At 64.0% G+C, this 20,185-nt stretch carries 16 protein-coding genes, 1 tRNA gene and 2 pseudogenes; 5 read left to right on the forward strand and 14 right to left on the reverse strand.

Annotated elements, in window-relative coordinates:
• Positions 1-28: 28 nt before the first annotated feature.
• The 4 genes from ycfP to ACF2JD_RS01310 all read right to left on the reverse strand — a co-directional run bounded on the left by ycfP (position 29) and on the right by ACF2JD_RS01310 (position 5,567).
• Positions 29-568: an alpha/beta hydrolase YcfP gene (gene ycfP, locus ACF2JD_RS01295; RefSeq protein ID WP_163137317.1), complete on the reverse strand. Its 540-nt coding sequence runs from the start codon at positions 566-568 to the stop codon at positions 29-31.
• Positions 569-777: 209 nt separating this feature from the next.
• Positions 778-2,586, reverse strand: coding sequence for a M3 family metallopeptidase (locus ACF2JD_RS01300; RefSeq protein ID WP_440986598.1), 1,809 nt, complete (start codon positions 2,584-2,586; stop codon positions 778-780).
• A gap of 114 nt (positions 2,587-2,700) precedes the next feature.
• Positions 2,701-4,479 (reverse strand): M3 family metallopeptidase, encoded by a 1,779-nt coding sequence (locus ACF2JD_RS01305; RefSeq protein ID WP_440986599.1) that lies wholly within the window; start codon positions 4,477-4,479, stop codon positions 2,701-2,703.
• Between the two features lie 173 nt (positions 4,480-4,652).
• Positions 4,653-5,567 carry a DUF808 domain-containing protein gene (locus ACF2JD_RS01310; protein WP_106887111.1) on the reverse strand — a complete coding sequence of 305 codons (915 nt, stop codon included), beginning with the start codon at positions 5,565-5,567 and terminating at the stop codon, positions 4,653-4,655.
• A 191-nt stretch (positions 5,568-5,758) separates the two neighbouring features.
• On the opposite strand from ACF2JD_RS01310, the gene ACF2JD_RS01315 reads away from it, so the two are divergent.
• Positions 5,759-6,361, forward strand: a complete 603-nt coding sequence (locus tag ACF2JD_RS01315; protein ID WP_163149149.1) for a DUF924 family protein — start codon at positions 5,759-5,761, stop codon at positions 6,359-6,361.
• 67 nt (positions 6,362-6,428) lie between these two features.
• Here ACF2JD_RS01315 and secF read toward each other — a convergent pair.
• From secF to hinT, 9 genes and pseudogenes are all read right to left on the reverse strand, one after another.
• A pseudogene (gene secF / locus ACF2JD_RS01320) lies at positions 6,429-7,342 on the reverse strand (protein translocase subunit SecF).
• A gap of 165 nt (positions 7,343-7,507) precedes the next feature.
• Positions 7,508-9,289 (reverse strand): annotated as a pseudogene (gene secD, locus ACF2JD_RS01325) (protein translocase subunit SecD); the annotation flags it as partial.
• Positions 9,290-9,435: 146 nt separating this feature from the next.
• A complete protein-coding gene (locus tag ACF2JD_RS01330; protein WP_168234814.1) occupies positions 9,436-9,933 on the reverse strand; it encodes a hypothetical protein in 498 nt (165 codons plus the stop codon).
• Positions 9,934-10,001: 68 nt separating this feature from the next.
• A complete protein-coding gene (locus ACF2JD_RS01335; RefSeq protein WP_106887116.1) occupies positions 10,002-10,862 on the reverse strand; it encodes a DUF6279 family lipoprotein in 861 nt (286 codons plus the stop codon).
• Between the two features lie 51 nt (positions 10,863-10,913).
• Positions 10,914-11,777, reverse strand: coding sequence for a phosphotransferase (locus ACF2JD_RS01340; RefSeq protein WP_440986600.1), 864 nt, complete (start codon positions 11,775-11,777; stop codon positions 10,914-10,916).
• Positions 11,767-12,363, reverse strand: a complete 597-nt coding sequence (gene lpoB / locus ACF2JD_RS01345; RefSeq protein ID WP_411668842.1) for a penicillin-binding protein activator LpoB — start codon at positions 12,361-12,363, stop codon at positions 11,767-11,769. Before lpoB ends, ACF2JD_RS01340 begins: the two co-directional genes overlap by 11 nt.
• Positions 12,363-12,761: a YcfL family protein gene (locus ACF2JD_RS01350; protein ID WP_106887119.1), complete on the reverse strand. Its 399-nt coding sequence runs from the start codon at positions 12,759-12,761 to the stop codon at positions 12,363-12,365. The genes lpoB and ACF2JD_RS01350 overlap by 1 nt, the downstream gene beginning before the upstream one ends.
• A 67-nt stretch (positions 12,762-12,828) precedes the next feature.
• Complete coding sequence (locus ACF2JD_RS01355; RefSeq protein WP_440986601.1) at positions 12,829-14,250, reverse strand: COG3014 family protein; 1,422 nt, start codon at positions 14,248-14,250, stop codon at positions 12,829-12,831.
• Positions 14,250-14,600 carry a purine nucleoside phosphoramidase gene (gene hinT / locus ACF2JD_RS01360; RefSeq protein ID WP_440986602.1) on the reverse strand — a complete coding sequence of 117 codons (351 nt, stop codon included), beginning with the start codon at positions 14,598-14,600 and terminating at the stop codon, positions 14,250-14,252. Before hinT ends, ACF2JD_RS01355 begins: the two co-directional genes overlap by 1 nt.
• A 258-nt stretch (positions 14,601-14,858) precedes the next feature.
• On the opposite strand from hinT, the gene ACF2JD_RS01365 reads away from it, so the two are divergent.
• Positions 14,859-16,871, forward strand: a complete 2,013-nt coding sequence (locus ACF2JD_RS01365; protein ID WP_440986603.1) for a methyl-accepting chemotaxis protein — start codon at positions 14,859-14,861, stop codon at positions 16,869-16,871.
• 84 nt (positions 16,872-16,955) lie between these two features.
• Here ACF2JD_RS01365 and ACF2JD_RS01370 read toward each other — a convergent pair whose 3' ends face one another.
• Positions 16,956-17,831, reverse strand: a complete 876-nt coding sequence (locus ACF2JD_RS01370) for a 6-carboxytetrahydropterin synthase (RefSeq protein ID WP_440986604.1) — start codon at positions 17,829-17,831, stop codon at positions 16,956-16,958.
• 79 nt (positions 17,832-17,910) lie between these two features.
• Here ACF2JD_RS01370 and ACF2JD_RS01375 point away from each other — a divergent pair, with 79 nt between their 5' ends.
• The 3 genes from ACF2JD_RS01375 (at position 17,911) to ACF2JD_RS01385 (ending at position 20,151) form a co-directional block, all read left to right on the forward strand.
• The gene (locus ACF2JD_RS01375; RefSeq protein ID WP_106887180.1) at positions 17,911-19,254 is read left to right on the forward strand and encodes a dihydroorotase; all 1,344 of its coding nucleotides are present in this window, start codon (positions 17,911-17,913) and stop codon (positions 19,252-19,254) included.
• 215 nt (positions 19,255-19,469) lie between these two features.
• Positions 19,470-19,546, forward strand: a tRNA-Pro gene (locus tag ACF2JD_RS01380).
• Between the two features lie 155 nt (positions 19,547-19,701).
• On the forward strand, positions 19,702-20,151 hold the full coding sequence (locus tag ACF2JD_RS01385; RefSeq protein WP_440986605.1) for a CC0125/CC1285 family lipoprotein: 450 nt from the start codon (positions 19,702-19,704) through the stop codon (positions 20,149-20,151).
• The last annotated feature ends 34 nt before the right edge of the window (positions 20,152-20,185 follow it).

The raw sequence follows: 20,185 nt of genomic DNA on the forward strand, positions 1-20,185 counted from the left end.
CTAAAACGAAATCGGTTGACGTGATGGCTCAGGCTTCTTTGAAGGCCTTCATCCGTTGCAGATGGTGCGAGATGTTCTTGAACTTATGGGTCTCGCGCTCATCCCATACGATGTCGTAATAGTTCTTCAATTCACGTTCAGTGTCCCGATTATCGCGGATTTCATCCTGAACGGAAAGGATGCACAGGCAGTTTCCTGAATTTTTATTACGAAATTCGGTTACACACTTGGTGCCGATGTCATCGTACTCTTCCGGCCTGTCGATCTTGCCCTGCATGTTCTCTTCCGGGTGCAGGTTGGGGTTGAAGACCACCTGTTTGATGCCGCACAGAAAACCGATCCGCTCGCTCCAGTAGCCGCCGAGCCCGACTCCGCAGATGAGGGGCTTGGGGTCTGTGCTCATGTCGAGCTGCTTCTTCACCTCCTTGAGCAGGTGGCTCATGTCGTGGCGGGGGTGAACCGTGCTGTAGTGCACGAAGCGCACATCATCATCGATAAACTGCAACTGCAGCACTTTCTCATGATTGCCGGGGCTGGTGGCATCAAAGCCATGCAGATAGATGATCATGGATAAGACCTCAAGAACTGTGTCGGTTCTATCGAAACTACCCCAGCGAACGGCCGAGGCGCCACCAAAACATCGCACTTTCTTGCTTTGGATCACGCCCCCCGCCGCCGGAAAATCCTTTTTCCACCCCCTTTGGGCGCATTCGGCAGGGGAAAAGGGGCGCCAGGCCCCTGACGAGGCATCCACGGCGCCCCTGCCCACGCCCGGTCTCAGCTCTGGGTCTGCTCGAAACGATCCACCGCCGCCGCCACCAGGGCCAGGCTCCCCTGCCAGAAGGCCGCCTCGCGGATATCCTGCCCCAGGTGTTTTGCGACCAGATCCTCGGCGCTCATGCGGCCAGTGTCTCGCAGCAGGGCGCGATAGGCCTCGGCCACGTTCGCCTCCCCTGCCCCCTTGCGGCTCATCAGCTGCTGATAGACCCCGAGGCTGAACAGGTAGCCAAAGAGGTAGGGGTAGTTGTAGAAACCGAAGCCCGCGATGGAGAAGTGCGCCTTGGCGGCCCAGAACATGGGGTGATAGCGGCCAAGGCTCTCTTCATACCAGCGCCCCCAGGCCTCGTCGGTGAGCGCCTTGAGCCGGGCAGATGACACATAGCCCTGCTCGCGCTCGGCCACCAGGGCCTGCTCGAAGTCAAAGCGGGCCGGGATGTTGACCAGGAAGGTGGCGGCGCCGTCGGCTTCCGCCCAGGCGATGGCCTGGCGCTCCTCGGCGCTTCGGGCCTGCTCGAACAGGGCGCTGCGCACTAGCGTCTCGGCGAAGATGGAGGCTGTCTCGGCGAGCGTCATGGGGTAGCTGCGCTGGCTCATGGGCAAGTCCCGGATCAGCCAGTTGTGCCAGGCGTGCCCCAGCTCGTGAGCCAGGGTGATGACGTTGTCCATGGTGCCGGCATAGGTGATGAAGACCCGCGGCTCCACCGGATCCGCAAACTTGGTGCAGTAAGCCCCGGTGCGCCGGTTCGGGGTGGGGGCGGCATCAATCCAGCCGCGCTCGGCCATCATGCGGGCAAACGCCCCCATCTCGGGATCGAAACCGGCAAAGGCCAGTGCGATGATCTCGATCGCCTCCTCGAACGGTATGCTGCGGTGGCTGCTCGCCGGGGGCGGCGCGAACAGATCCTCAGGCCCCAGCTCCTCTATGCCGAGCCGCCGGGCCATCAGCCCCAGGGCCCGCTGGCCCAGCCCCCGCGCCTGCCAGGTCTCTTGCATCAGGGTATCCAGGGTCGCCCGCTCGATGTGGCTCTGGTGGCAGGAGAGATCCAGGGCATCCAGGGTCCGCACCCTGCCGCGCTGGCGAGCCAGTTCCAGGCGCCAGCCGTTGAGGGCGTTGAGGATGGCGGCCACCGTCTCCTGCTCCCCCTCCCAGCCGGCGCTGATGGCGTCGAAGGCCTCTTTGCGCTGCGCCCGATCCGGGCTGGAGAGCAGGTTGCTCGCCTCTGCCAGCCCCCGCTCCTGGCCGGCTACCTGCACCCGGATCTTGCCCACCAGATCGTTGTAGAGGTTGCCCCAGGCGTGCAGGCCGTCGGTGCCAAGGCCGATGACCAGCTGCTCCGCCTCCACCGGCAGCCGTTGATCCTGCAAGCGGCGCTCGTGGCGCAGTCGGTACTCCTCCTCCCCGAGCAGGGGATCCTGCATCAGTTGCCCGAACTCGGCCTCGGGCAGCCCCAGCATCAGATCTTCGATGGGCGCCAGCGTCTTGAACAGGTCCGCATTGAGGGCCCGGGCCCGGGAGGCCAGCTGCTTGGCCAGGGGATCCCGGGCATCCTGGCTCCCCGTGCAGGCCGCCAGCACGGCGATGTTCCAACCGATCTCGCGGATACGCCGGGCCCGCAGCCGCACCTCCCGCAAGCCATCCTGCAGGGCGGCGCCCTGATCACGCAGCGGGCCCAGGCCGTCGATAAAGACCGCCAGCTCGGCGAGGCTGGCGCGGGCCAGGCTCATGTCCGCTTCCAGTACGCTGCTGTCGAGGGAGGGGTAGATGTGCTGATTTTGCCACTGCTGTGGGTAGACTCGTTGTTGCATCGAACGCTCATTGTCAGAGACGGGTCCGGCCCGTCGTGAAACAGGGGTGGCCCCAGGGCCACGAACAGGAATACCAAGGCTGGCGGCGACACCAGCCGGATCAAACACGGGCGACTACACCAGCCGCTCGAGGCGCACCACAGCGTCCTCGACATAGCGCAGACTCTCTTGCCAGAACGCGGGCTCGCGAATGTCGACCCCCAGGTGCTTCTCCACCAGGCTCTCGGCGCTCATGCGGCCGGTGTCGGCGAGCAGCGCCCGATAGGCCGGCACGAAGTCGGCACCGACCCGCTCCTTCTGGGCATAGAGTCCCAGGCTGAACAGGTAGCCAAACAGATAGGGGTAGTTATAGAACCCGAGATCGGCGATGGAGAAGTGGCCCTTGCTGGCCCAGAACAGCTCGTCATATTCGCTGAGGCTGTCACCATACCACTGCTGCTTCGCGGATTTCATCATGGCCCTCAGCTGGCCCGCCCCCAGATACCCTTCGGCCCGGCCTGCCACCAGCGCCCGCTCGAAGTGGAAGCGGGAGGGAACGTCGAGCAGCAGGCTCGCGACCCGCTCCCCGTCCATCCAGGCGATGGCCAGGCGCTGTTCGCGGGTCTGCGCACGGGCGAGCAGGGCCTCCCGCACCAGGGTCTCGGCAAACAGCGAGGCGGTCTCGGCCAGCGTCTTGGGGTAGTCGCGCTGCGCCAGTGGCGCGTCCCGCAACAGCCAGCTGTGCCAGGCGTGGCCGAGCTCGTGGGCCAGGGTGATGACGTTGTCCATGGTGCCCTCGAAGGTGAGGAAGACCCGGGGCTCGGCGGGGTCGGCATACTCGGTGCAATAGGCGCCGCTGCGCCTGTTGTCGCTCGGCGCGGCATCTATCCAGCCCCGATCCGCCATCATGCGGGCGAAGTCCCCCATCTCGGGATCGAAGGCGGCGAAGGCATCGGCCACCAGCGTCAGCGCCTGTCCGAAACCAACGCTGGCCTGCGCCCCATAAGGCGCCGGGGCATAGAGATCCCAGGGGGCGAAATCCGTTATCCCCTGGGCACAGGCCATGGCTCGCAGGGCCCGCCTGCCGAGCGCCTTGTGGGCCTCGGCCTGCGTCATCAGGGTCTCCAGGGTGGCGCGCTCCAGGTGCCCCTGATGACAGGAGAGATCCAGAGCATCGAGCCGCCGCCCCTTGCCGCGCTGGGCCGCCAGCTCGTTGCGCCAGCCGTTGATGGCGTTGAGGATGGCGGCCACCGTCTCCTGCTCCCCGGCCCAGGCGGCCTGAATGCCGTGCCAGGCGCTGGCGCGCCGCGCCCTGTCCGGGTGGGCGAGCAAGTTGTCCGCCTGGGCCAGCCCCATGGGCTCCCCCGCAACCACTGGCCTGAGCCTGGCCACCAGGCTGTCGTAGAGGTCCCCCCAGGCTTGCAGGCCGTCCACCGCCAATCCCTCGATCAACTGCTCGCTCTCGAGGGAGAGGGCCTGATCCTGCAACCGGCGATCGTGGCGAATGAGGTAGGCCAGCTCGAACAGCTCGGGATCCTGCAGCAGGGCCCGCACCTGATCCTCGGGGGCATTCAGCCAGAACAGGGCCACCGGCTTGACGAGCTGGGCCAGCCTCGCCTGCAACTGCTGGCCACGGGATAGCAGCACCCGGGCGGCCTCGTCGCGGCCGTTGCGGCTAAGCCTGTTGTAGGCGAAGGTCTGGCTGTTCCAGGCTTGGGCTTTCACGGCATTGGCCTGGCGGCGGATGGCCCTGAGCAGGTGGCGCAAGGCATTGATGTCCCGGGTCTCTGGCAGGCTTGCCAGCAGGTTGGCGATCTCGGTCAGGGTCTCTGCGGCGCGCTGGAAGTCGGCGTCGATGGCTGGGCAATCGGGGGCGGCATAGATGTGATCATCCTGCCAAAGGGTGTTGGTCATAACTGTCCTTGTCTGTTTGCGTCCATGTGGGCGCCCCGCCTCTGTGGGCAGTGGCCGCCAAATAGTACGAAGGGGGCCAGCCCTTGCCTAGCCCCCATTCTGGTCAACAAACAGCAGATCCGGCCTGCGACGCCCCCTGTCGGCAGGGGACGATTCCTGAGCGGCCGCCGTTACTACTTCGCGGGGGTCAGCTTGCCCACCAGGGTCATGGCCAGCACCAGCAGCAGACCGGCCACCACTCCCACCAGGGCGCTCAGCAGAGTCGGCGTCACCGCGGCCAGCACGGCGCCCCCGGCCAGGGGTGCCAGACTGGCGGCCACCCCCTCGATGAGGTGATGGGCAAAGGGCCAGCCGTGGACCAGAATGCCGCCCCCCACCATGAACATGGCGATGGTGCCGACCAGGGCCAGCAGGTGCATCAGCCGGGGCGCCGTTACCAGCAGCCCCCGCCCCACTGCCCGGCGCAGGACGCCGGCATCGGGTTTTTGCAACAGGTGCAGGCCTATGTCGTCGAGCTTGACGATGAGCCCCACCAGGCCGTAGACCCCCACCGTCATCAGCAGGGCTATGCCCGCCACCACGGCGATCTGCAGGCCCAGGCTCGAGCCCTGCACTGTGCCGAGGGCGATGACGATGATCTCGGCTGAGAGGATGAAGTCGGTGCGAATGGCCCCCTTTATCTTCTGCTGCTCGAAGGCCTCCAGATCGTCCGGGATCGCCTGCGCTGACGAGGCCGCCTCACCGCTGTCGTGGGGCAGGAACTTGTGGGCCAGCTTCTCGGCCCCCTCGAAGCAGAGGTAGGCGCCCCCCAGCATCAGCAAGGGGGTGATGAGCCAGGGGATCAGGGCGCTGATGGCGATGGCGGCGGGCACCAGGATCAGCTTGTTGCGAAACGAGCCCTTGGCCACCTTCCACACCACAGGCAGCTCCCGCTCGGCCCGTACCCCGGAGACCTGCTCCGCATTGAGGGCTAGATCGTCCCCCAGCACACCGGCGGTCTTCTTGGCCGCCATCTTGGTCATCAGGGCCACGTCATCGAGCACGCTGGCGATATCGTCGAGCAGGGCCAACAAACTGGTTCCAGCCATATCAGGCATTCCTTATATCAGTGGTGAGACCCCCTCGGGCAGGTGGCCTGGCGACGACCTTGCTAATCTGGGGTTCCGCATTTCGGGCAAAAGATGGCACAGTGTAACGAGAAGCCGCCCTTTCGGCAGCCCCCCATGACAGGGTCAATCGGCCTTGTTTCACCTCAAGGCCCCAGGCCCAAGGAGTTCCCATGCAACCCTGGCAACCTCTGCTCGATTTCTGGTTTGGCGACGACTCAGGCGACGCCCCCCGCGCCGCCCGGCAAGCCCCCCTCTGGTGGGGCAAGAGCCGCGAGACGGACGCGCTGCTGGCGCACCGCTTTGGCGAGCTGGCACAGGCCGCCGCAGAGGGCGAGCTCGCCCACTGGGCCGAGGTGCCGGTGGGCAGGCTGGCGCTGATCCTGCTGTTGGACCAGTTGCCGCGCAACATACATCGCGCCGTGCCCGCGGCCTTTGCCCAGGATGCCAAGGCCCGGGATCTCTGCCTCAGGGGCCTGTCCCTTGGCGCGGACAAGGCCCTCTCCCCGCTGGCGCGGGTCTTCTTCTACCTGCCGCTGGAGCATGCGGAGTCCCGGGAGCAGCAGGCCAGAAGCGTGGCCCTGTTCGAGGCACTGGCGGCCGAGCAGGCGGACGGCCCTGCCCGGGAGACCTTCGAGGGATTCGCCGACTTCGCCCGCCGCCATCAGGTGATCATCCAGCGCTTTGGCCGCTTCCCCCACCGCAACGCCATCCTGGGGCGCACCAGCACCCCGGAAGAGGCCGAATTTTTGCAGCAACCGGGCTCCGGCTTCTAGCCCAGCCACAGAGACAAAAAAACGGGCCCAGTGGGGCCCGTTCTGCATTCAGGGAATGGCAAAGGCATCAGGCCGCCTCTGCCAGCTCCTCCTCTTTCTTCTGGTAGGCCTGGGGGGAGAGCCCCAGCAGCTCCTGCACGGTGGAAGCCACAGTAATGGAGGAGATGGTGCCCACCAGGATGCCGGCGAACAGGGTGAAGGAGAAGCCGAACAGGGCATCGCCGCCGAACAACAGCAGGGCCCCCACGGTGAACAATGTGGTGCCCGAGGTGATCATGGTGCGACTGAAGGTGGCCTTGATGGCCACATCGGAACACTGGTGTATCCCCATCTGGGTGCGTGAGCCGAGCAGGTCCCGCAGCCGGTCCGAGATGACGATGCTGTCGTTGAGCGAGTAGCCGATCACCGCCATCAGGCCGGCGATGACGTTGAGGTCGAACTCGATATTGAACAGCGCCAGCAGCCCCAGGGCTACGATGGCGTCATGGACTACCGAGAGCAGAATGCCGATGGCCTGACGCCACTCGAAGCGAAACGCCAGATAGGCGGACATGCCAGCGAAGCGACCAGCACCGCCAGCATCCCCTGCTGGAACAGCTCGGCACCCACCTGCGGGCCGACGATGGTGGTGCGCAGCGGCTCAACCGGCATCCCCAACTGCTGGGTCAGCATGGTGGCGAGATCCGCCGCGGGCCAGGGCAGTTCATGGGGGGGCAACTTGATCAGCCATTCGCCAGGAACACCGGCAGAGCTGAGTTCCACGGCTCCCGCCAGCGGGGAGACCAGCATGGCATTGAGATCATGGGCCTCTTTCAGGGTCTGGATATTGAACTCCAGCAGGATCCCGCCGGTAAAGTCGAGCCCCAGAGTCAGGCCATTCACCAGCAAGATGGCCACGCTGGCCACAGTCAGGGCGATAGAGGCCCACAGGCCGATATAACGCCAACGAGTCAATCCCATTGCCACAATCATTCTCAACATAATTCTCTCCGGGTTGGCACAGCCAGCATGGCTATTACGCGATGATTTTTCAACCGCGAAACAAGTGGCCCCGTTCTGCTCCGGACGCCCGGCCATATCCATGGCCGATGGCGCGCCAAAGCCGCATCTTGATAGGGTGTGTCCCGTTACACCTTCAGGTGCTTCGCTGCTGCGTCCCCACAGGGGGTTGATGATGGCGCGCGTCCCCCAGATCCCGGTGATCATGCTGGAGAGCAGACCCAGAATAAGGGTGACCGAGAAGCCTTGCAGCGGCCCGGAGCCGATGGAATAGAGCACCACGGCGCAGATGAGGGTGGTGATGTTGGCATCGAAGATGGTGCGAAACGCCGAGCGATAGCCAAAGTCGATGGCGTTGGCCAAGGAGCCCCCCTCCCGCAGCCTGTCCTTGATCCGCTCGAAGATGAGCACATGGGTGTCCACCGCCATGCCCACCGTCAGCACCAGACCGGCGATCCCGGGCAGGGTCAGCACGGCGCCGGGCAGCACCGCCAGCATCCCCACCTGCATCAGCAGGTTGCCGATGAGCGCCGTGATGGCGACCCAGCCGAACTTGCGATACCAGGCCATCATGAACAGCATCATGCCCGCCATGCCGAACGCCAGGGCGGTGAAGCCCGCCTCTATGTTCTGCAGCCCCAGGGTCGGGCCGATTGAGCGCTCCTCCAGGATCTTCAGCGGCGCGGTGAGGGCGCCGGCCCGCAACAGCATGGCGAGCTCCTGGGCCTCCGGCAGGCTGCCAATCCCTGTGATGCGGAACTGGTTGCCAAGGGCGGTCTGTATGGTGGCGACGTTGATCACCTCGCTTCTGGCCCGCAGCTTGCCTTCGGCGTTGGTCTTGTACTCGGTGAAGACGGTGGCCATGGGTTTGCCCACGTGCTGGCGGCTGAACTGGTTCATCTTGCTGCCACCCAGGGTGTCGAGCACTATGTTTACCTGGGGCTGACCCATCTCCCCCATGTTGGCGCGGGCATCGACTATGTGCTCGCCACTCAGCACCGGCTTGCGGGCCAGACCGACCGCCTGGCCGTTGCGATCCGCCATGAAGAAGCGGCTGTCGGCCTTGGCCTCGTAGAAGGCCAGGGACGCGGTGGCGCCTATCACCTCTTTCGCCTGCTTGGGGTTGTGCACCCCGGGCAGCTCGATGCGGATGCCGTCCTGACCCTGACGCTGGACCGAGGCCTCGACTATGCCGAGCTCGTTGATCCGTTTCTTGAGGATCGACAGGTTCTGGGTCACGGCGTTGTTCACCAGCAGGGTGCGCTCAGATTCGCTCAGCACCAGCTTGAGCTCATTGCCGGAGCGGGAGAGCTTCCACTGATCCTGACGGGTGCCGGCGCTCTCCTTGATGATAGTGAGCCAGCCCTCCTGCCCGTCGACGTCCGGCAGGGTGACGACCAGGGCCCCCTGGGCGGTGCGCATCACGCTGGCGCCGCGCAGGTTGGCCTCACGGAAGCGGGTGCGCAGGGTATCCACCAGGTTCTTGGTCTGGTTGTCGATGACAAAGTCCACATCGACCCCGATCAGCAGCTGGGAGCCGCCGCGCAAGTCCAGCCCGAGCTTGATGGGATCGGCGCCGAGCTGGCTTATCCAGGTCGGGGCATTGGAGTGAAACTCCAGGGTGAGGGCCGCGCTGTCCACCCCCTGCTGCTCCAGCAACTGCTTGGCCCGCTGCTGCTCGGCCTGGGTGGCGAACACCAGCTCGATCCGCTCCTTCTGCTCGATCTGCTTCTGGGGCGCTATCTGGTGCTCCTGCAGCAGGCGCTGCTGCGCCCCGCTCAGGTGGGTCTGGCCATGGAGGCCCAGGGAGGGCTGCTCACCGAAGAAGGTGGGCAGGGAATAGAAGGTGAAGGTGACCAGCATCAGCAGCAGCAGGGCGTACTGCCACGGGCTCATGCGGTTCAGTATGGTATGACTCTTTTTTCTCATGAAATCGGCCTCTGTCAGGCGATGGCAAGGGCGACGCCGGGTCGCACCGTGCAAAAAAATGAAACAAGACAGCCTAGCCGTTCACTAAAAGTGAACAGCAACAGAGAGAAGATGAGGCAACAGCAGGCAGACTGACCCCATCGGGGTCAGGCGAGGAAACTCTGGGAGAAGCGGTATTGCAGGTGCCGGCGCTGCAGGCGGCGCCGGTGGATGCTGGCGAAGTGATCGCGAAAGCTCGTCCTCGGGTAGAAGAGGGCGGCGTAGAGCAGCAGACCGCACAGCAGCAGCAGTATGGCCTGCTGGGCCCAGCTCATGACCAGCTCGTAGACCACGCTGCCGGGCTGATGATCCCGGCTCAGGGAGTGCTCGAGGCGCAGCAGGTGGCTCTGGTGGGAGCCGACGAACTTGACGACACCGTCGTCGCTGTCGCTGGCGCCGTGGTTCATCTGGGCGCCGTCGGCGGGATCCGCGGCCTCCCCCATCAGCTGGGCGGCGTGCTGGGAAGCGGGTACCTTGAGCCCCTCCACCGAAACGGTAGAGAGCAACAGAGTGAGCGCGATGAGCAGGGTCATCGCCGCCAGTTTCACTTTGTCCAGCAGGCTCAAAAAGTTAATTCCCGAATAATAGAAAGGGCAAACTACCATAGCCCCCCCACAAGGACAAGGGCGGCGGGCCATGACGCCTGCCGCCCTTGCGGTGCGGAACGCGGTCGTCAGCGGCTGCGGGTCATGGCCTCGAAGTCCTCGGCATAGTCCTTGAGCAGGGTGTAGAGGTGGGCGCGCTGGGAGAGATCCATCGACTGGCTGAGGGCGCTGAGCCACTGTATGGTGCGCTGGCGTGACTGGTCGGTGTAACCGGTGAAGCGGCCATCCATCAGGCCGTCCCCCTGTTGCAGCAACCGGGTCAGCTCCTTGCCAAAGTCCGGGTCCTGGCGCTGCTTCATCAGCCGCTCCAGCTCCTTGGTCCAGGCCTCCTGAAACTCGAGCCAGGGGGGCATCATCTCGTATTGCCACTCGGCCCACTGGGCAATCAGCGGCTCCTGGGCCGGCTTCACCTTGCCAATCCAGAACACCAGCCGCTCGCTCATCTTCTCCCTGAACTCCTTGAGCATCTGCGCCTTGGGCTCGGTGGCGAAGTCATGCTTGCGCTCCTGCTGGCGTTTCACTCTATCGGTCATGAAGCGCGCCACCTGGGCATCGGTCAGGGTACTGGCGAGACGCACGGTGCGGGGAATGGCGTTCTCCAGGGTGCGGGTCAGGCTGGCCTGGGTGCGGTCCAGGTGCAGGGTGACCTGGGCCGGGGTCATGGGGCTGGCCACTGCCCTCGCCAGGGCATCGAGATCCCGGGCATAGATGGGCAGCTCGTGTTGGCGATGCCAGGCCATCAGCCCCTTCACCTCCTTGTCCAGCAGGGTCTTCTGGCTGCGGTCCAGGGAGAAGTAGTCGTCCAGTTGCCAGACGATGGCCGAGTCGAGCCAGTAGTAGATCACCCGGGTCGCGCAGCCGGTCAGCAGCAGGCAGAGCAGCAGCAGGCTCCAGCTGCGGGGTTGACGCCATGAGAATCTGGTCACCATGCATGCCTCCAAGTCGTAGAAAATAAGCGTCGCGCTGGCCTCTGGCCTATCTCATTCCAGGCGCTGGCGGTTCATGTCGATGAGGGCCTGATAGTCGGGCCCGGGTTGTTGCTCCGCCATCAGCAGCGCCCACAACAGGCCGATGTAATCGACCCAGGGCAGGAAGGCATCGGCCTGGAATCCCTTGCCATTGAGCAGCTTATGAGCGCCTCCCCTGCCTTCAAGATAGCAGCTCTCCAACTGGCACCGCAGCTCTTCGCTCCAGCCATGGGTGCGTTGTATGCTGGCCAGCTCGAAGCCGGGATGACCGGCGGCGCCATACTCCCAGTCGATGACCCAGGGCCTGTGGCCCAACAAGTTAGCCGGATTGAGATCATGATGGCAAGGGAGCCAGCAGTCGTCCGGCTCGCGGCTCGCGAGCAGGGCCCGCTCCAGCGCAGGCAGCCAGTCAGGGATCCGGGCCAGGCGGCCGCGATAACCGGCGGCATGAGCCCGCACCGCCATCACCACGGCGGGCAGCGCCAGTCGGTGCAGCCGTCTCAGCACCTCGGCCAGCAAGGGGGCTTGGGTCGCCAGGGGCGGCGGGGAGACGGCCCAGTTCGGCTCGTCGCACCACGCCAGCAGCATCAGGCCGCTGGCGGGATCGCCGTGATGACAGGGCAAGGCCAGCCCCTGCCCCACTGCCCCCTGATAGAGCTGCCACTCGGTGGCGCGGTCTATGCCGAGCCGGACCGGATCCGGGTGGCCGCGCCGCAGGAAGCCGCTCTGCCCCGAGGGCAGACGCAGCCGGTAGTTGCCGTTGGTCAGGCCGCTCGCCAGTGGCTCAAGGCGCCCCTGGTGCCAGGGGGCCGGCAGGCTGGCCAACAGGCTCAGCTCCGCCAGATCCCCCTGCTGCCGGGTCGCCTCACCAGCCAAAGGTGGAGGTCTTCGCCTGCTTGCGGATCTCTTTCTGATCGGCCCACAGCAGCTCGCCATTCTCCAGATCCATCAGGTTCATGGTCATCTGGTAGTAGACGTCCTTCACCTTGCCATTGTCCTTGACGATGCTGGCCAGGTTGCCATAGACCATGTAGCGGGCGCCGGTCTGCTTGCCCAGGCGCACCATGGAGGCGGGATCCACCATGCCGCTGCTCTGCTGGTACTCGAGCTGCTGCTTGACCGCGCTCACCTTGCTCATGTCGACGAAGCGGAACTTGCCGGATCGCAGCAGCTTGGTGCGGATGGTGTCCGTGATGGCCTCGGTGTCGATGTGCTCCGAGGTCTTGTTGCGGATGGAGTCCATGAACATCACGGGACGGCCCCCTGCGGTGATCTCGCCTGTGACCGGTGAGGCCAGCATGGAGTCCGCCATCTTGTCGGCGATGGCCTGCAAGTCGGAGGAGCCGTAATCCACCGTCACCGTCTCTGTCTCGGTGGGATCGCCATAGCTGACTGTGGTGCTGGAGCAGCCGCCGAGCAGCAGGGCCGAGGTCAATATCAGCAGGGCATGGTTCATTCTCATCAGTTCGATTCCTCAATCACTTCGCGTACGTAAATCCGGTAGCCCCGGGCGGCCGGACTCGGCGCCAGGGCGGACAGGGTGCGGGTCTGGTAGCCGTGCAGCTTGATGGGGGTCCAGCCGCGGCCATCGCTGGCCACCTCCTGCCCGGCGTCATCATACCAATAGAACAGGTATTGCAACTTGTTGTCGCCGCGCTGGGTGCTGGCGGCGGCCACGTTGACCTGCAGCAGGCCGTTTTGCTGACGGCGGCTGAGTTCGGTCAGGGTGACGTTGACGTTCTGGTGCTGCTCCGCCACCGCAGCCGCCCCGGCCGCGCCATAGAGCGCCACGCCGGACGTATTGGTGGCGCACCCCGCCAGCAGCAGTACCAGCCCGAGGGCCAAGCCATGTGCTTTCATCTTGTTCTCCTTGCCGGTGGCCGAGGGGCCGAACCGGTCAGTCTGTGATCCTTGCCCAAAGGGGCACTCATAGGGGCATCACCCGGGTGCTCAGGCCCGCGCCGAGGCGCTGCACCCAGACTAGCGTGGTGCGCCCGGCGTGCACTGTGAGGGGGAGTGTGCGCATGGCGCTGCCCGCCCCCAGCTGGAGTTGCACCTCCCCGGCCGGGACCATTCCCTGCCAGCTCGATGCCTCGGCGGGCAGGGTCAGCCAGCTGCGGGTATCGGCCCGCTCCGAGAGGGTATTGAAGATGCCCACCAGGATATTGCCCACATCGCCCCCCTCCTTGGCGGCGCTGCGACGCAGCTGTTCCTTGGCCACCAGCCGCAGGGCCTGACGGGTCAGCATGCCCGGCAGCCGCTCCTGCAGATCCTTGGCCGCCAGCGATTCGAGTCGTACCAGCGAGCTGGTCCGCCCGGCCTGCTTGCCCACCGACACCATCAGCGGGCCTGTGTCGCTGGCCCTGTTGTCGTAATAGGGTACCGCCACGGTAAAGGTACGAAAATCGCCGCTGGAGGTGGAGATGGGCAGCGGCAGGAAGATCTCCCGCCGCGCCGGGATCAGGCCATCTTCAAACAGCACCACCAGCTGGCCCCGATCCTTGGCCGGTGGAGGCGCCTTGCGACCCACCTTTTTCTCGGTCTCCTTGAGCTCGTCCGCGGAGCCGCGAAGCCGGGCCAGGCGCAGCAGGGCATCCTGCAGGCTCTGGTTGTCCGGCGCTATCTGGTAGCCCCGCTGATAGTCCACCCAGGCGTCGTTGAGATCCCCGGCCGCCTCATAGAGCACGCCGGAGAAATAGAAGGTGTAGGCGTTCTGGAAACCGTTTTTCACCTGGCCTATCAGGCGATCGAGCTCGGGTGCCCCGCGCGACATCAGCTGGCGCATCTCCCCATCTGTTTCTGATTCTTCGCTCTTTTCCTTCGCCTTGCGCACCTCGTCGGCCCGCGCCTTGAGCGCCCGCTCCTGCACCTGATTGGCGCGGCGCACCTCCACCAGGGCCCCTTCGGCATCCCCCCGTTGCAGGTAGTTCAGCGCCAGATAGTGGTGCAGCATGGTGCGCTCGTAGTCCGGCGTCCGGTAGGCCATGGTCTGATCATTGGTGAGCAGGCTGCCCGCCTGGGCCAGCCCCTGGCTCAGGCGGTACCGGGCCTGGTTCTCTTCCCAGGCGAGCCGGCTGTCGGCGGCGGCAAAGCCCTGCTTGCTGATCGCATCCTGACCCGCCAGCCAGGCGATGCGCCCTTTCTCAAGCTGATCCAGCACATAGGTGTCGTCCCCCGGGGTCGATTCCCGCACCTTCGGCAGCGCCTCGGCGGCATGACCCAGCAGCAGCTGGTTGCGCAGTGGCACCATCTGATCGGAATAGGAGACGAAGAGATCTTGCCAGCGGGAGGCGCAGCCTCCCAGCAGCAGACCGGCCAACAGCAGGCCGGTCAATGAGGCGGGACGCATCACAGGCTGAGCAGGGGTCCCAGCGGCTGGCCACCCACCAGGTGCAGGTGGATGTGGTAGACCTCCTGCCCGCCGTGGTGATTGCAGTTCATGATGAGGCGATAGCCGTCCTCGGCGATCCCGGCTTCCTTTGCTAGCTTGCGGGCCACGGTGAACATGCGGCCGAGCGCCAGCTCGTGATCCGCTTCCACGTCGTTGACCGTGGGGATCAGCACATTGGGCACTATCAGTATGTGGGTCTTGGCCTTGGGCTGGATGTCGCGGAAGGCGGTCACCAGATCGTCTTGATAAAGGATGTCGGCGGGGATCTCCTTGCGGATGATTTTGCTGAAAATGGTTTCTTGCGCCATGGGTAACTCCTTTATATGAAAAAGAAAATTCAATGCAAAACTCAAGCGACTCCCAAAAATGTCGCCACAGCCCGCCAAGTGTGACACAAGCCGACATTTGACACAGCCGTTGTCCCAATCACTTCAGTTATTGTGAAGAATACCGATAGTGAGGATGACGTCCCGAGTACCCCAGCGGCATTCCCCGTGGGGGCATGCAGGGTACCAAAGGGACGGGGTACTCAGGCAAGGGACTTTTGCATAGACAGCGGGACAATAATGAAACAAACAATGTCAGACCTCTCGATCTTACAGAGAGTCTATCTGGGCTTTGCCATCCTGGTCGCCGTCATGGTCGCCAGCGCGGTACTGACCTTTCGCGGCCAGAGCGAACTCAACGATGCCCTGGATCAGGTAACACAAGAGTCCATGCCGCTGGTGATCGCCAGCAGCCAGACCCAGATAAGCCTGCTCAGCGCCAACAAGTGGCTCACCGACGTGCTGACCGAGCAGGATCCCAAGCAACTGCCGGCGGAAGTGGCCGAGCTGCAGCAGGCCAAGGGTCAGGTCGACAAGATGCTGACGACCCTCAGGCAGCAGGTGGCGACGCACCCCGAATTGCAGGGGGAGATGACGGCCCTCGGCAAGCTGGTGGCTGACTACCTGCAGCTGACCCAGACCCTGCCCACCGAGCACGAGGCCCTGCTCACCCGGCTGCACAAGGTCAACCAGGCCAAGGGCCAGTTCCAGGTCAGCCTGCCCCAGTTCAAGAAGAACCTCGGCGACATGATGGTCACCGTCGACGACAGCTTCATCAAGATGCTCTCCGAGACCCTGACCACCAAGCTCTCCGCCATCGAGCTCTCCACCATGGATGCCCTCAACCAGAGCATCCCCGCCCCCATCGAAGCGGCGCTCAAGCGCAACAAGATGCAGATCGAGGGCTTCAACAGCACCATCAAGGATCTCCAGGGGGAGCTCAAGGAGTTCGACAACAACATGGGCCACTACGTCCATGGCTTCGTGCGCGACACCACCGCCAATGAAGGGGTGCTCTCCCAATACCTGGCGCTGATGAAGCAGCAGCAGACCATGCGCGAGCAGAGCAAGCAGGCGAGCCAGCTCATCGTCAGCATCCAGAACAAGCTGGAGGGGATCACCACCCAGAGCCAGCAGCTGATGAACGCCAGCATCAAGGCCTCCGATCGGGTGCAGACCCAGAGCACCCTGACCCAGGGGATCAGCATCGCCATCGCCATCTTCGTCGCCATACTGGTGGCCTTCACCCTCGGCAAGGCCATACGCCGCCCCCTGAAAGAGCTGCTGCGTGTACTGACCGAGGTGACCCAGGGTGACATGACCCAGCGGGTCGGCTTCAAGAGCCAGAACGAGTTCGGCCAGCTCGGCAGCCAGATCAACCTGCTGATCCAGCAGATGGGAGACGTGCTCAGGCAGCTCTCCCAGGCCTCAACCCAGCTCAACAGCGCCGCCCACGACAACCGCCACACAACAGAATCGGTGCGGGCGGATCTGGAGAAGCAGCGTCAGGAGACCGCCTCGGTCGCCGCCGCCATGACCCAGATGGAAGCCTCGGTGCGGGAGGTGGCCCAGGCCGCCAACCAGACCCTGGAGCGGGTGCAGGACGTGGAGAAGGCCTCCGAGATGGGCCGCAAGGTGATGGCAGGCAACATCACCACCACCCATCAGCTGGCGGGCAAGCTGCAGCAGACCGGCAAGGTGATCGGTGATGTGAGCGCCATGAGCGGCCAGATTGGCAATATCCTCGACGTCATCCGCGGCATCGCCGAGCAGACCAACCTGCTGGCCCTCAACGCCGCCATCGAGGCGGCCCGGGCCGGCGAGCAGGGCCGTGGCTTTGCGGTGGTGGCGGACGAGGTGCGCAACCTGGCCGGTCGCACCGCCCAGTCCACCAGCGAGATCCAGACCATGATAGAGAACCTGCAGCAGGGGGTCGCCCGGGCGGTCAACGTGATGCAGGAGTGCTCCCGCGAGATGGACAGCTGCGTGGATCAGAGCTCCCAGGCGAACAACGCCATGGAGGAGGTGCAGGGCATAGTGGTGCTCATCAGCGACATGTCGAGCCAGATAGCCTCCGCCGCCGAGCAGCAGCAGGCCACCAGCGCCGACATCGCCACCAACCTCAACCGCATCTCGGACATCTCGGATCTCAACTATCAGGGCATAGAGCGGGTCGCCGAGACCAGCCAGCAGCTCGACAGCCTGGCCGAGCAGCAGGAGGGGCTGGTACAGCGCTTCCGGCTCAGCGCCTGATGAGGCCGTCTGTTTTTCCATTGCCCTGAAACGACGAGGCCCCGCAGATGCGGGGCCTCGTTTTTATTGCGGCTTGCAAGGAGATCAGGCGTAGGCGATGGCGCCCTTGCCGACCCCTTCATAGGCGACAATCTTGACGAACTTGTCCCCCACCTGCTTCTTCACTTCGCGGGCGATATAGTGGGCCAGCAGCTCTATGGTGGTGTCGGTGTCTATCATCTCGACCTCGGCGGCCGGCATGGCGAGCTGGAACAGCCCCTGGGGCGCTGTGTACTTGAAGCCCAGGTGATGCTCTCCCAGCTCGGCCTTGGCCAGATCGCTTAATTCCAGCTCGGAGAGGACCACCTTGTCCTCCAGGGTGCCGAGATAGATGTCGGCCCAGCGCTCGGCCCAGTTCAGCTCCAGCTCTTCGTTGCGCGCCCCGTCCACCTCTATCTCGACCGGAGAGCGATGGCCGTGGGCGATGCGCTGGCAGTTGCCGTCGTGCTTCTTCAAACCATGGCTGTAGTGGTAGAAGGCACCCTCGATCTGCTCCTGACGCAGGGTCAGGGAGAGATCCTTGATGTTGCCAGGCAAGCGCTTGGCCAGCACCGCCAGCAGATAGCGGGTCACCGACTCCTTGTCCACCTGGGGGGCGGGAATGAAGGCAAACGCCTGGGCCGGGCAGCGCAGGTGAATGGAGCGACCCGGGCGCAGCAGATCCACGGTGCACTCGTCGTCGTCCAGGGGGTGGATGTGCACCAGGGCGCTCTCGGTCGGTACCAGCAGCTTGTGATCCACCTCTTCATCGATGATCGACTTGATAAGCTTCTTCACCCGACCAAAGTCCAGCAGCATGCTCATCTCGTTGAGCTCGCCGCTCATCTCGATGTCCACCAGCCAGCTCTCCCCCACCATGCCGCGACGCTCGCACAGATAGCTGGAATCGATCACAGTCAAATCTCTAACAAATAACTTCATCACTCAGGCCTTGCTACAGAGAAAGTGCAGTTTGCGATATTATGACCCCGGATTATCGGCAAAGGAACTGGAACCCCCCATGAACAAATTGCTTATCAAGAATGCCACCCTGGTCAACGAAGGCCGCATCTATGCTTCCGACGTCTTGATCGAGGGTGAGCGGATCGCCCGCATCGCCCCGGACATCAGCGCCCCCGATGCCGTGGTGATCGATGCCGCAGGCCGTCACCTCATCCCCGGGATGATCGATGATCAGGTCCATTTCCGGGAACCTGGCCTGACCCACAAGGGGACCATCGCCAGTGAATCCCGGGCCGCCGTCGCCGGTGGCACCACCAGTTTCATGGAAATGCCCAACGTCAATCCCCAGACCACCACCATCGACGCCCTCGAAGCCAAATACCAGATAGCCGCCAACTCCGCCGCCGCCAACTACAGCTTCTACCTGGGTGCCACCAACGACAACCTGGAAGAGATCAAGAAGCTGGATCCCAAGCAGTCCTGCGGCATCAAGATCTTCATGGGAGCCTCCACCGGCAACATGCTGGTGGACAACCAGGAGACACTGGCGGCCATCTTCCGCGAGAGCCCGGTGATGATAGTCACCCACTGCGAGGACACCCCCTCCATCAAGGTGCTGGAAGACGAGGCCCGCGCCAAGTGGGGCGAGGATGTGCCCATGCGCGAGCACGGCCGCATCCGCAGCGCCGACGCCTGCTACAAATCCTCCAGCATGGCGGTGGGGCTGGCGAAGCAGTACGGTGCCAAGCTGCACGTGCTGCACCTGACCACCGCCAAGGAGCTGTCGCTCTTCACCGCCACCCCGGATCTGAAGGATCTCAAGGACAAGAACATCACCGCCGAGGTGTGCGTCCATCATCTGTTCTTCAACGAGGCGGACTACGACACCCTGGGCAGCCAGATCAAGTGCAACCCGGCGGTGAAGAGCGCCGCCGACCAGCACGCCCTGTTGGATGCGGTGCGCAACGACGTGCTCGACATCATCGCCACCGACCACGCCCCCCACACCTGGGAAGAGAAGCAGAACAGCTACTTCAAGGCGCCGTCCGGCGTGCCCCTGGTGCAGCACTCCCTGCAGGCGCTGCTGGAGCTCTACCACAACGGCGTCTTCTCGCTGGAGACTATCGTCAAGAAGACCTCCCACGCGGTAGCCGAGCGCTTCCAGGTGCAGGATCGCGGCTACATCCGCGAGGGTTATTTCGCAGACCTAGTGCTGCTGGACCTCGGCAAACCCTATGTGGTCAACGACAGCAACCTGCTCTATCTGTGCGGCTGGTCGCCCTTCAATGGCTACCGCTTCCAGAGCACCATTGAGATGACGCTGGTCAACGGCCAGATCGCCTGGCAGAACGGTCAGGTCACCGACCAGGTATTGGGCAAGCGGCTCACCTTCAACCGCTGATCTCTGCTTGAAAGCGTCACGCCAAACGGCCGCCCACCAGGGCGGCCGTTTTTCATGCAAGACGGCGGTGGGGTGCTGACAAAATGCGCGACTGGTCGCACTTTGATCCGAAGTTGCTCGCAAAGCAGGCAAACGATCTCGGCACGGGATTTCCCCTGTTGACAGGATCGGGGCATCTCCATAAACTCCCTCCCCGTCAGCCGAGCTGACTCCGTCGGTGTGTAGCGCAGCCAGGTAGCGCATCTGCATGGGGTGTAGAGGGTCGGAGGTTCGAATCCTCTCACACCGACCAAATTCCCCGAGAAAGGCCTTGTCAAACGACAAGGCCTTTTCTTTTTGTCTCTCCGCGGCAACGCCCTGGCAGGCGATTGTCTCATGAGCGCCGTTGTGCTGTAGTGACCTCCTCTCAGCCAAGGGCCAGCACCATGTCACCAAGCTTCCCCCCTCTTGTTCGTCCTCGCCCTGTGCGGCTCGCTGCTGCTCGGCGGCTGCGCCACCGCCTATGACAGCGAAAAGTCCTTCTGGAACGGCCAGACAGGCTTCTCCCAGACCCAGCTCGGGGAGACCCGCTGGCAGCTGGAGTTTGTGGGCAACGATCTGGTGGACAGGGAGACGGCCCGCAAGTACGTGCTCAAGCGAGCGGGAGAGATGGCGCTGGCGCAGGGGTATGCCTGGGTGCAAGTGCAGTCGCTGACCCTGTCGCGGGATGCGGTCAGGGTCACCCCGACCCGCCCCCAGTTCGGCTTCGATGAGTACGAACCCGATACCTTCATGGACGAGATGCAGGTAGAGCATCGCACCTCGGCACTGCTGATCTTCTCCCTCGGGAGAGCCCCATTGGACGACCAGAGCCTGGAAGCCATTTATCTGGCAAAGATGAAAACAAACAGTGATTAATATAATTAATTTACAAGATCTACATCACATACAA

Source organism: Aeromonas ichthyocola, assembly GCF_046087985.1.
Lineage (GTDB): Bacteria > Pseudomonadota > Gammaproteobacteria > Enterobacterales > Aeromonadaceae > Aeromonas > Aeromonas rivipollensis.

Bases quoted from the DNA above. Each gene is read 5' to 3' on its own strand.
- ycfP (WP_163137317.1), bottom strand. From the start codon at position 568: ATGATCATCTATCTGCATGGCTTTGATGCCACCAGCCCCGGCAATCAT.
- ACF2JD_RS01300 (WP_440986598.1), bottom strand. From the start codon at position 2,586: ATGCAACAACGAGTCTACCCACAGCAGTGGCAAAATCAGCACATCTAC.
- ACF2JD_RS01305 (WP_440986599.1), bottom strand. From the start codon at position 4,479: ATGACCAACACCCTTTGGCAGGATGATCACATCTATGCCGCCCCCGAT.
- ACF2JD_RS01310 (WP_106887111.1), bottom strand. From the start codon at position 5,567: ATGGCTGGAACCAGTTTGTTGGCCCTGCTCGACGATATCGCCAGCGTG.
- ACF2JD_RS01315 (WP_163149149.1), top strand. From the start codon at position 5,759: ATGCAACCCTGGCAACCTCTGCTCGATTTCTGGTTTGGCGACGACTCA.
- ACF2JD_RS01330 (WP_168234814.1), bottom strand. From the start codon at position 9,933: ATGGTAGTTTGCCCTTTCTATTATTCGGGAATTAACTTTTTGAGCCTG.
- ACF2JD_RS01335 (WP_106887116.1), bottom strand. From the start codon at position 10,862: ATGGTGACCAGATTCTCATGGCGTCAACCCCGCAGCTGGAGCCTGCTG.
- lpoB (WP_411668842.1), bottom strand. From the start codon at position 12,363: ATGAGAATGAACCATGCCCTGCTGATATTGACCTCGGCCCTGCTGCTC.
- ACF2JD_RS01350 (WP_106887119.1), bottom strand. From the start codon at position 12,761: ATGAAAGCACATGGCTTGGCCCTCGGGCTGGTACTGCTGCTGGCGGGG.
- ACF2JD_RS01355 (WP_440986601.1), bottom strand. From the start codon at position 14,250: ATGCGTCCCGCCTCATTGACCGGCCTGCTGTTGGCCGGTCTGCTGCTG.
- hinT (WP_440986602.1), bottom strand. From the start codon at position 14,600: ATGGCGCAAGAAACCATTTTCAGCAAAATCATCCGCAAGGAGATCCCC.
- ACF2JD_RS01365 (WP_440986603.1), top strand. From the start codon at position 14,859: ATGAAACAAACAATGTCAGACCTCTCGATCTTACAGAGAGTCTATCTG.
- ACF2JD_RS01370 (WP_440986604.1), bottom strand. From the start codon at position 17,831: ATGAAGTTATTTGTTAGAGATTTGACTGTGATCGATTCCAGCTATCTG.
- ACF2JD_RS01375 (WP_106887180.1), top strand. From the start codon at position 17,911: ATGAACAAATTGCTTATCAAGAATGCCACCCTGGTCAACGAAGGCCGC.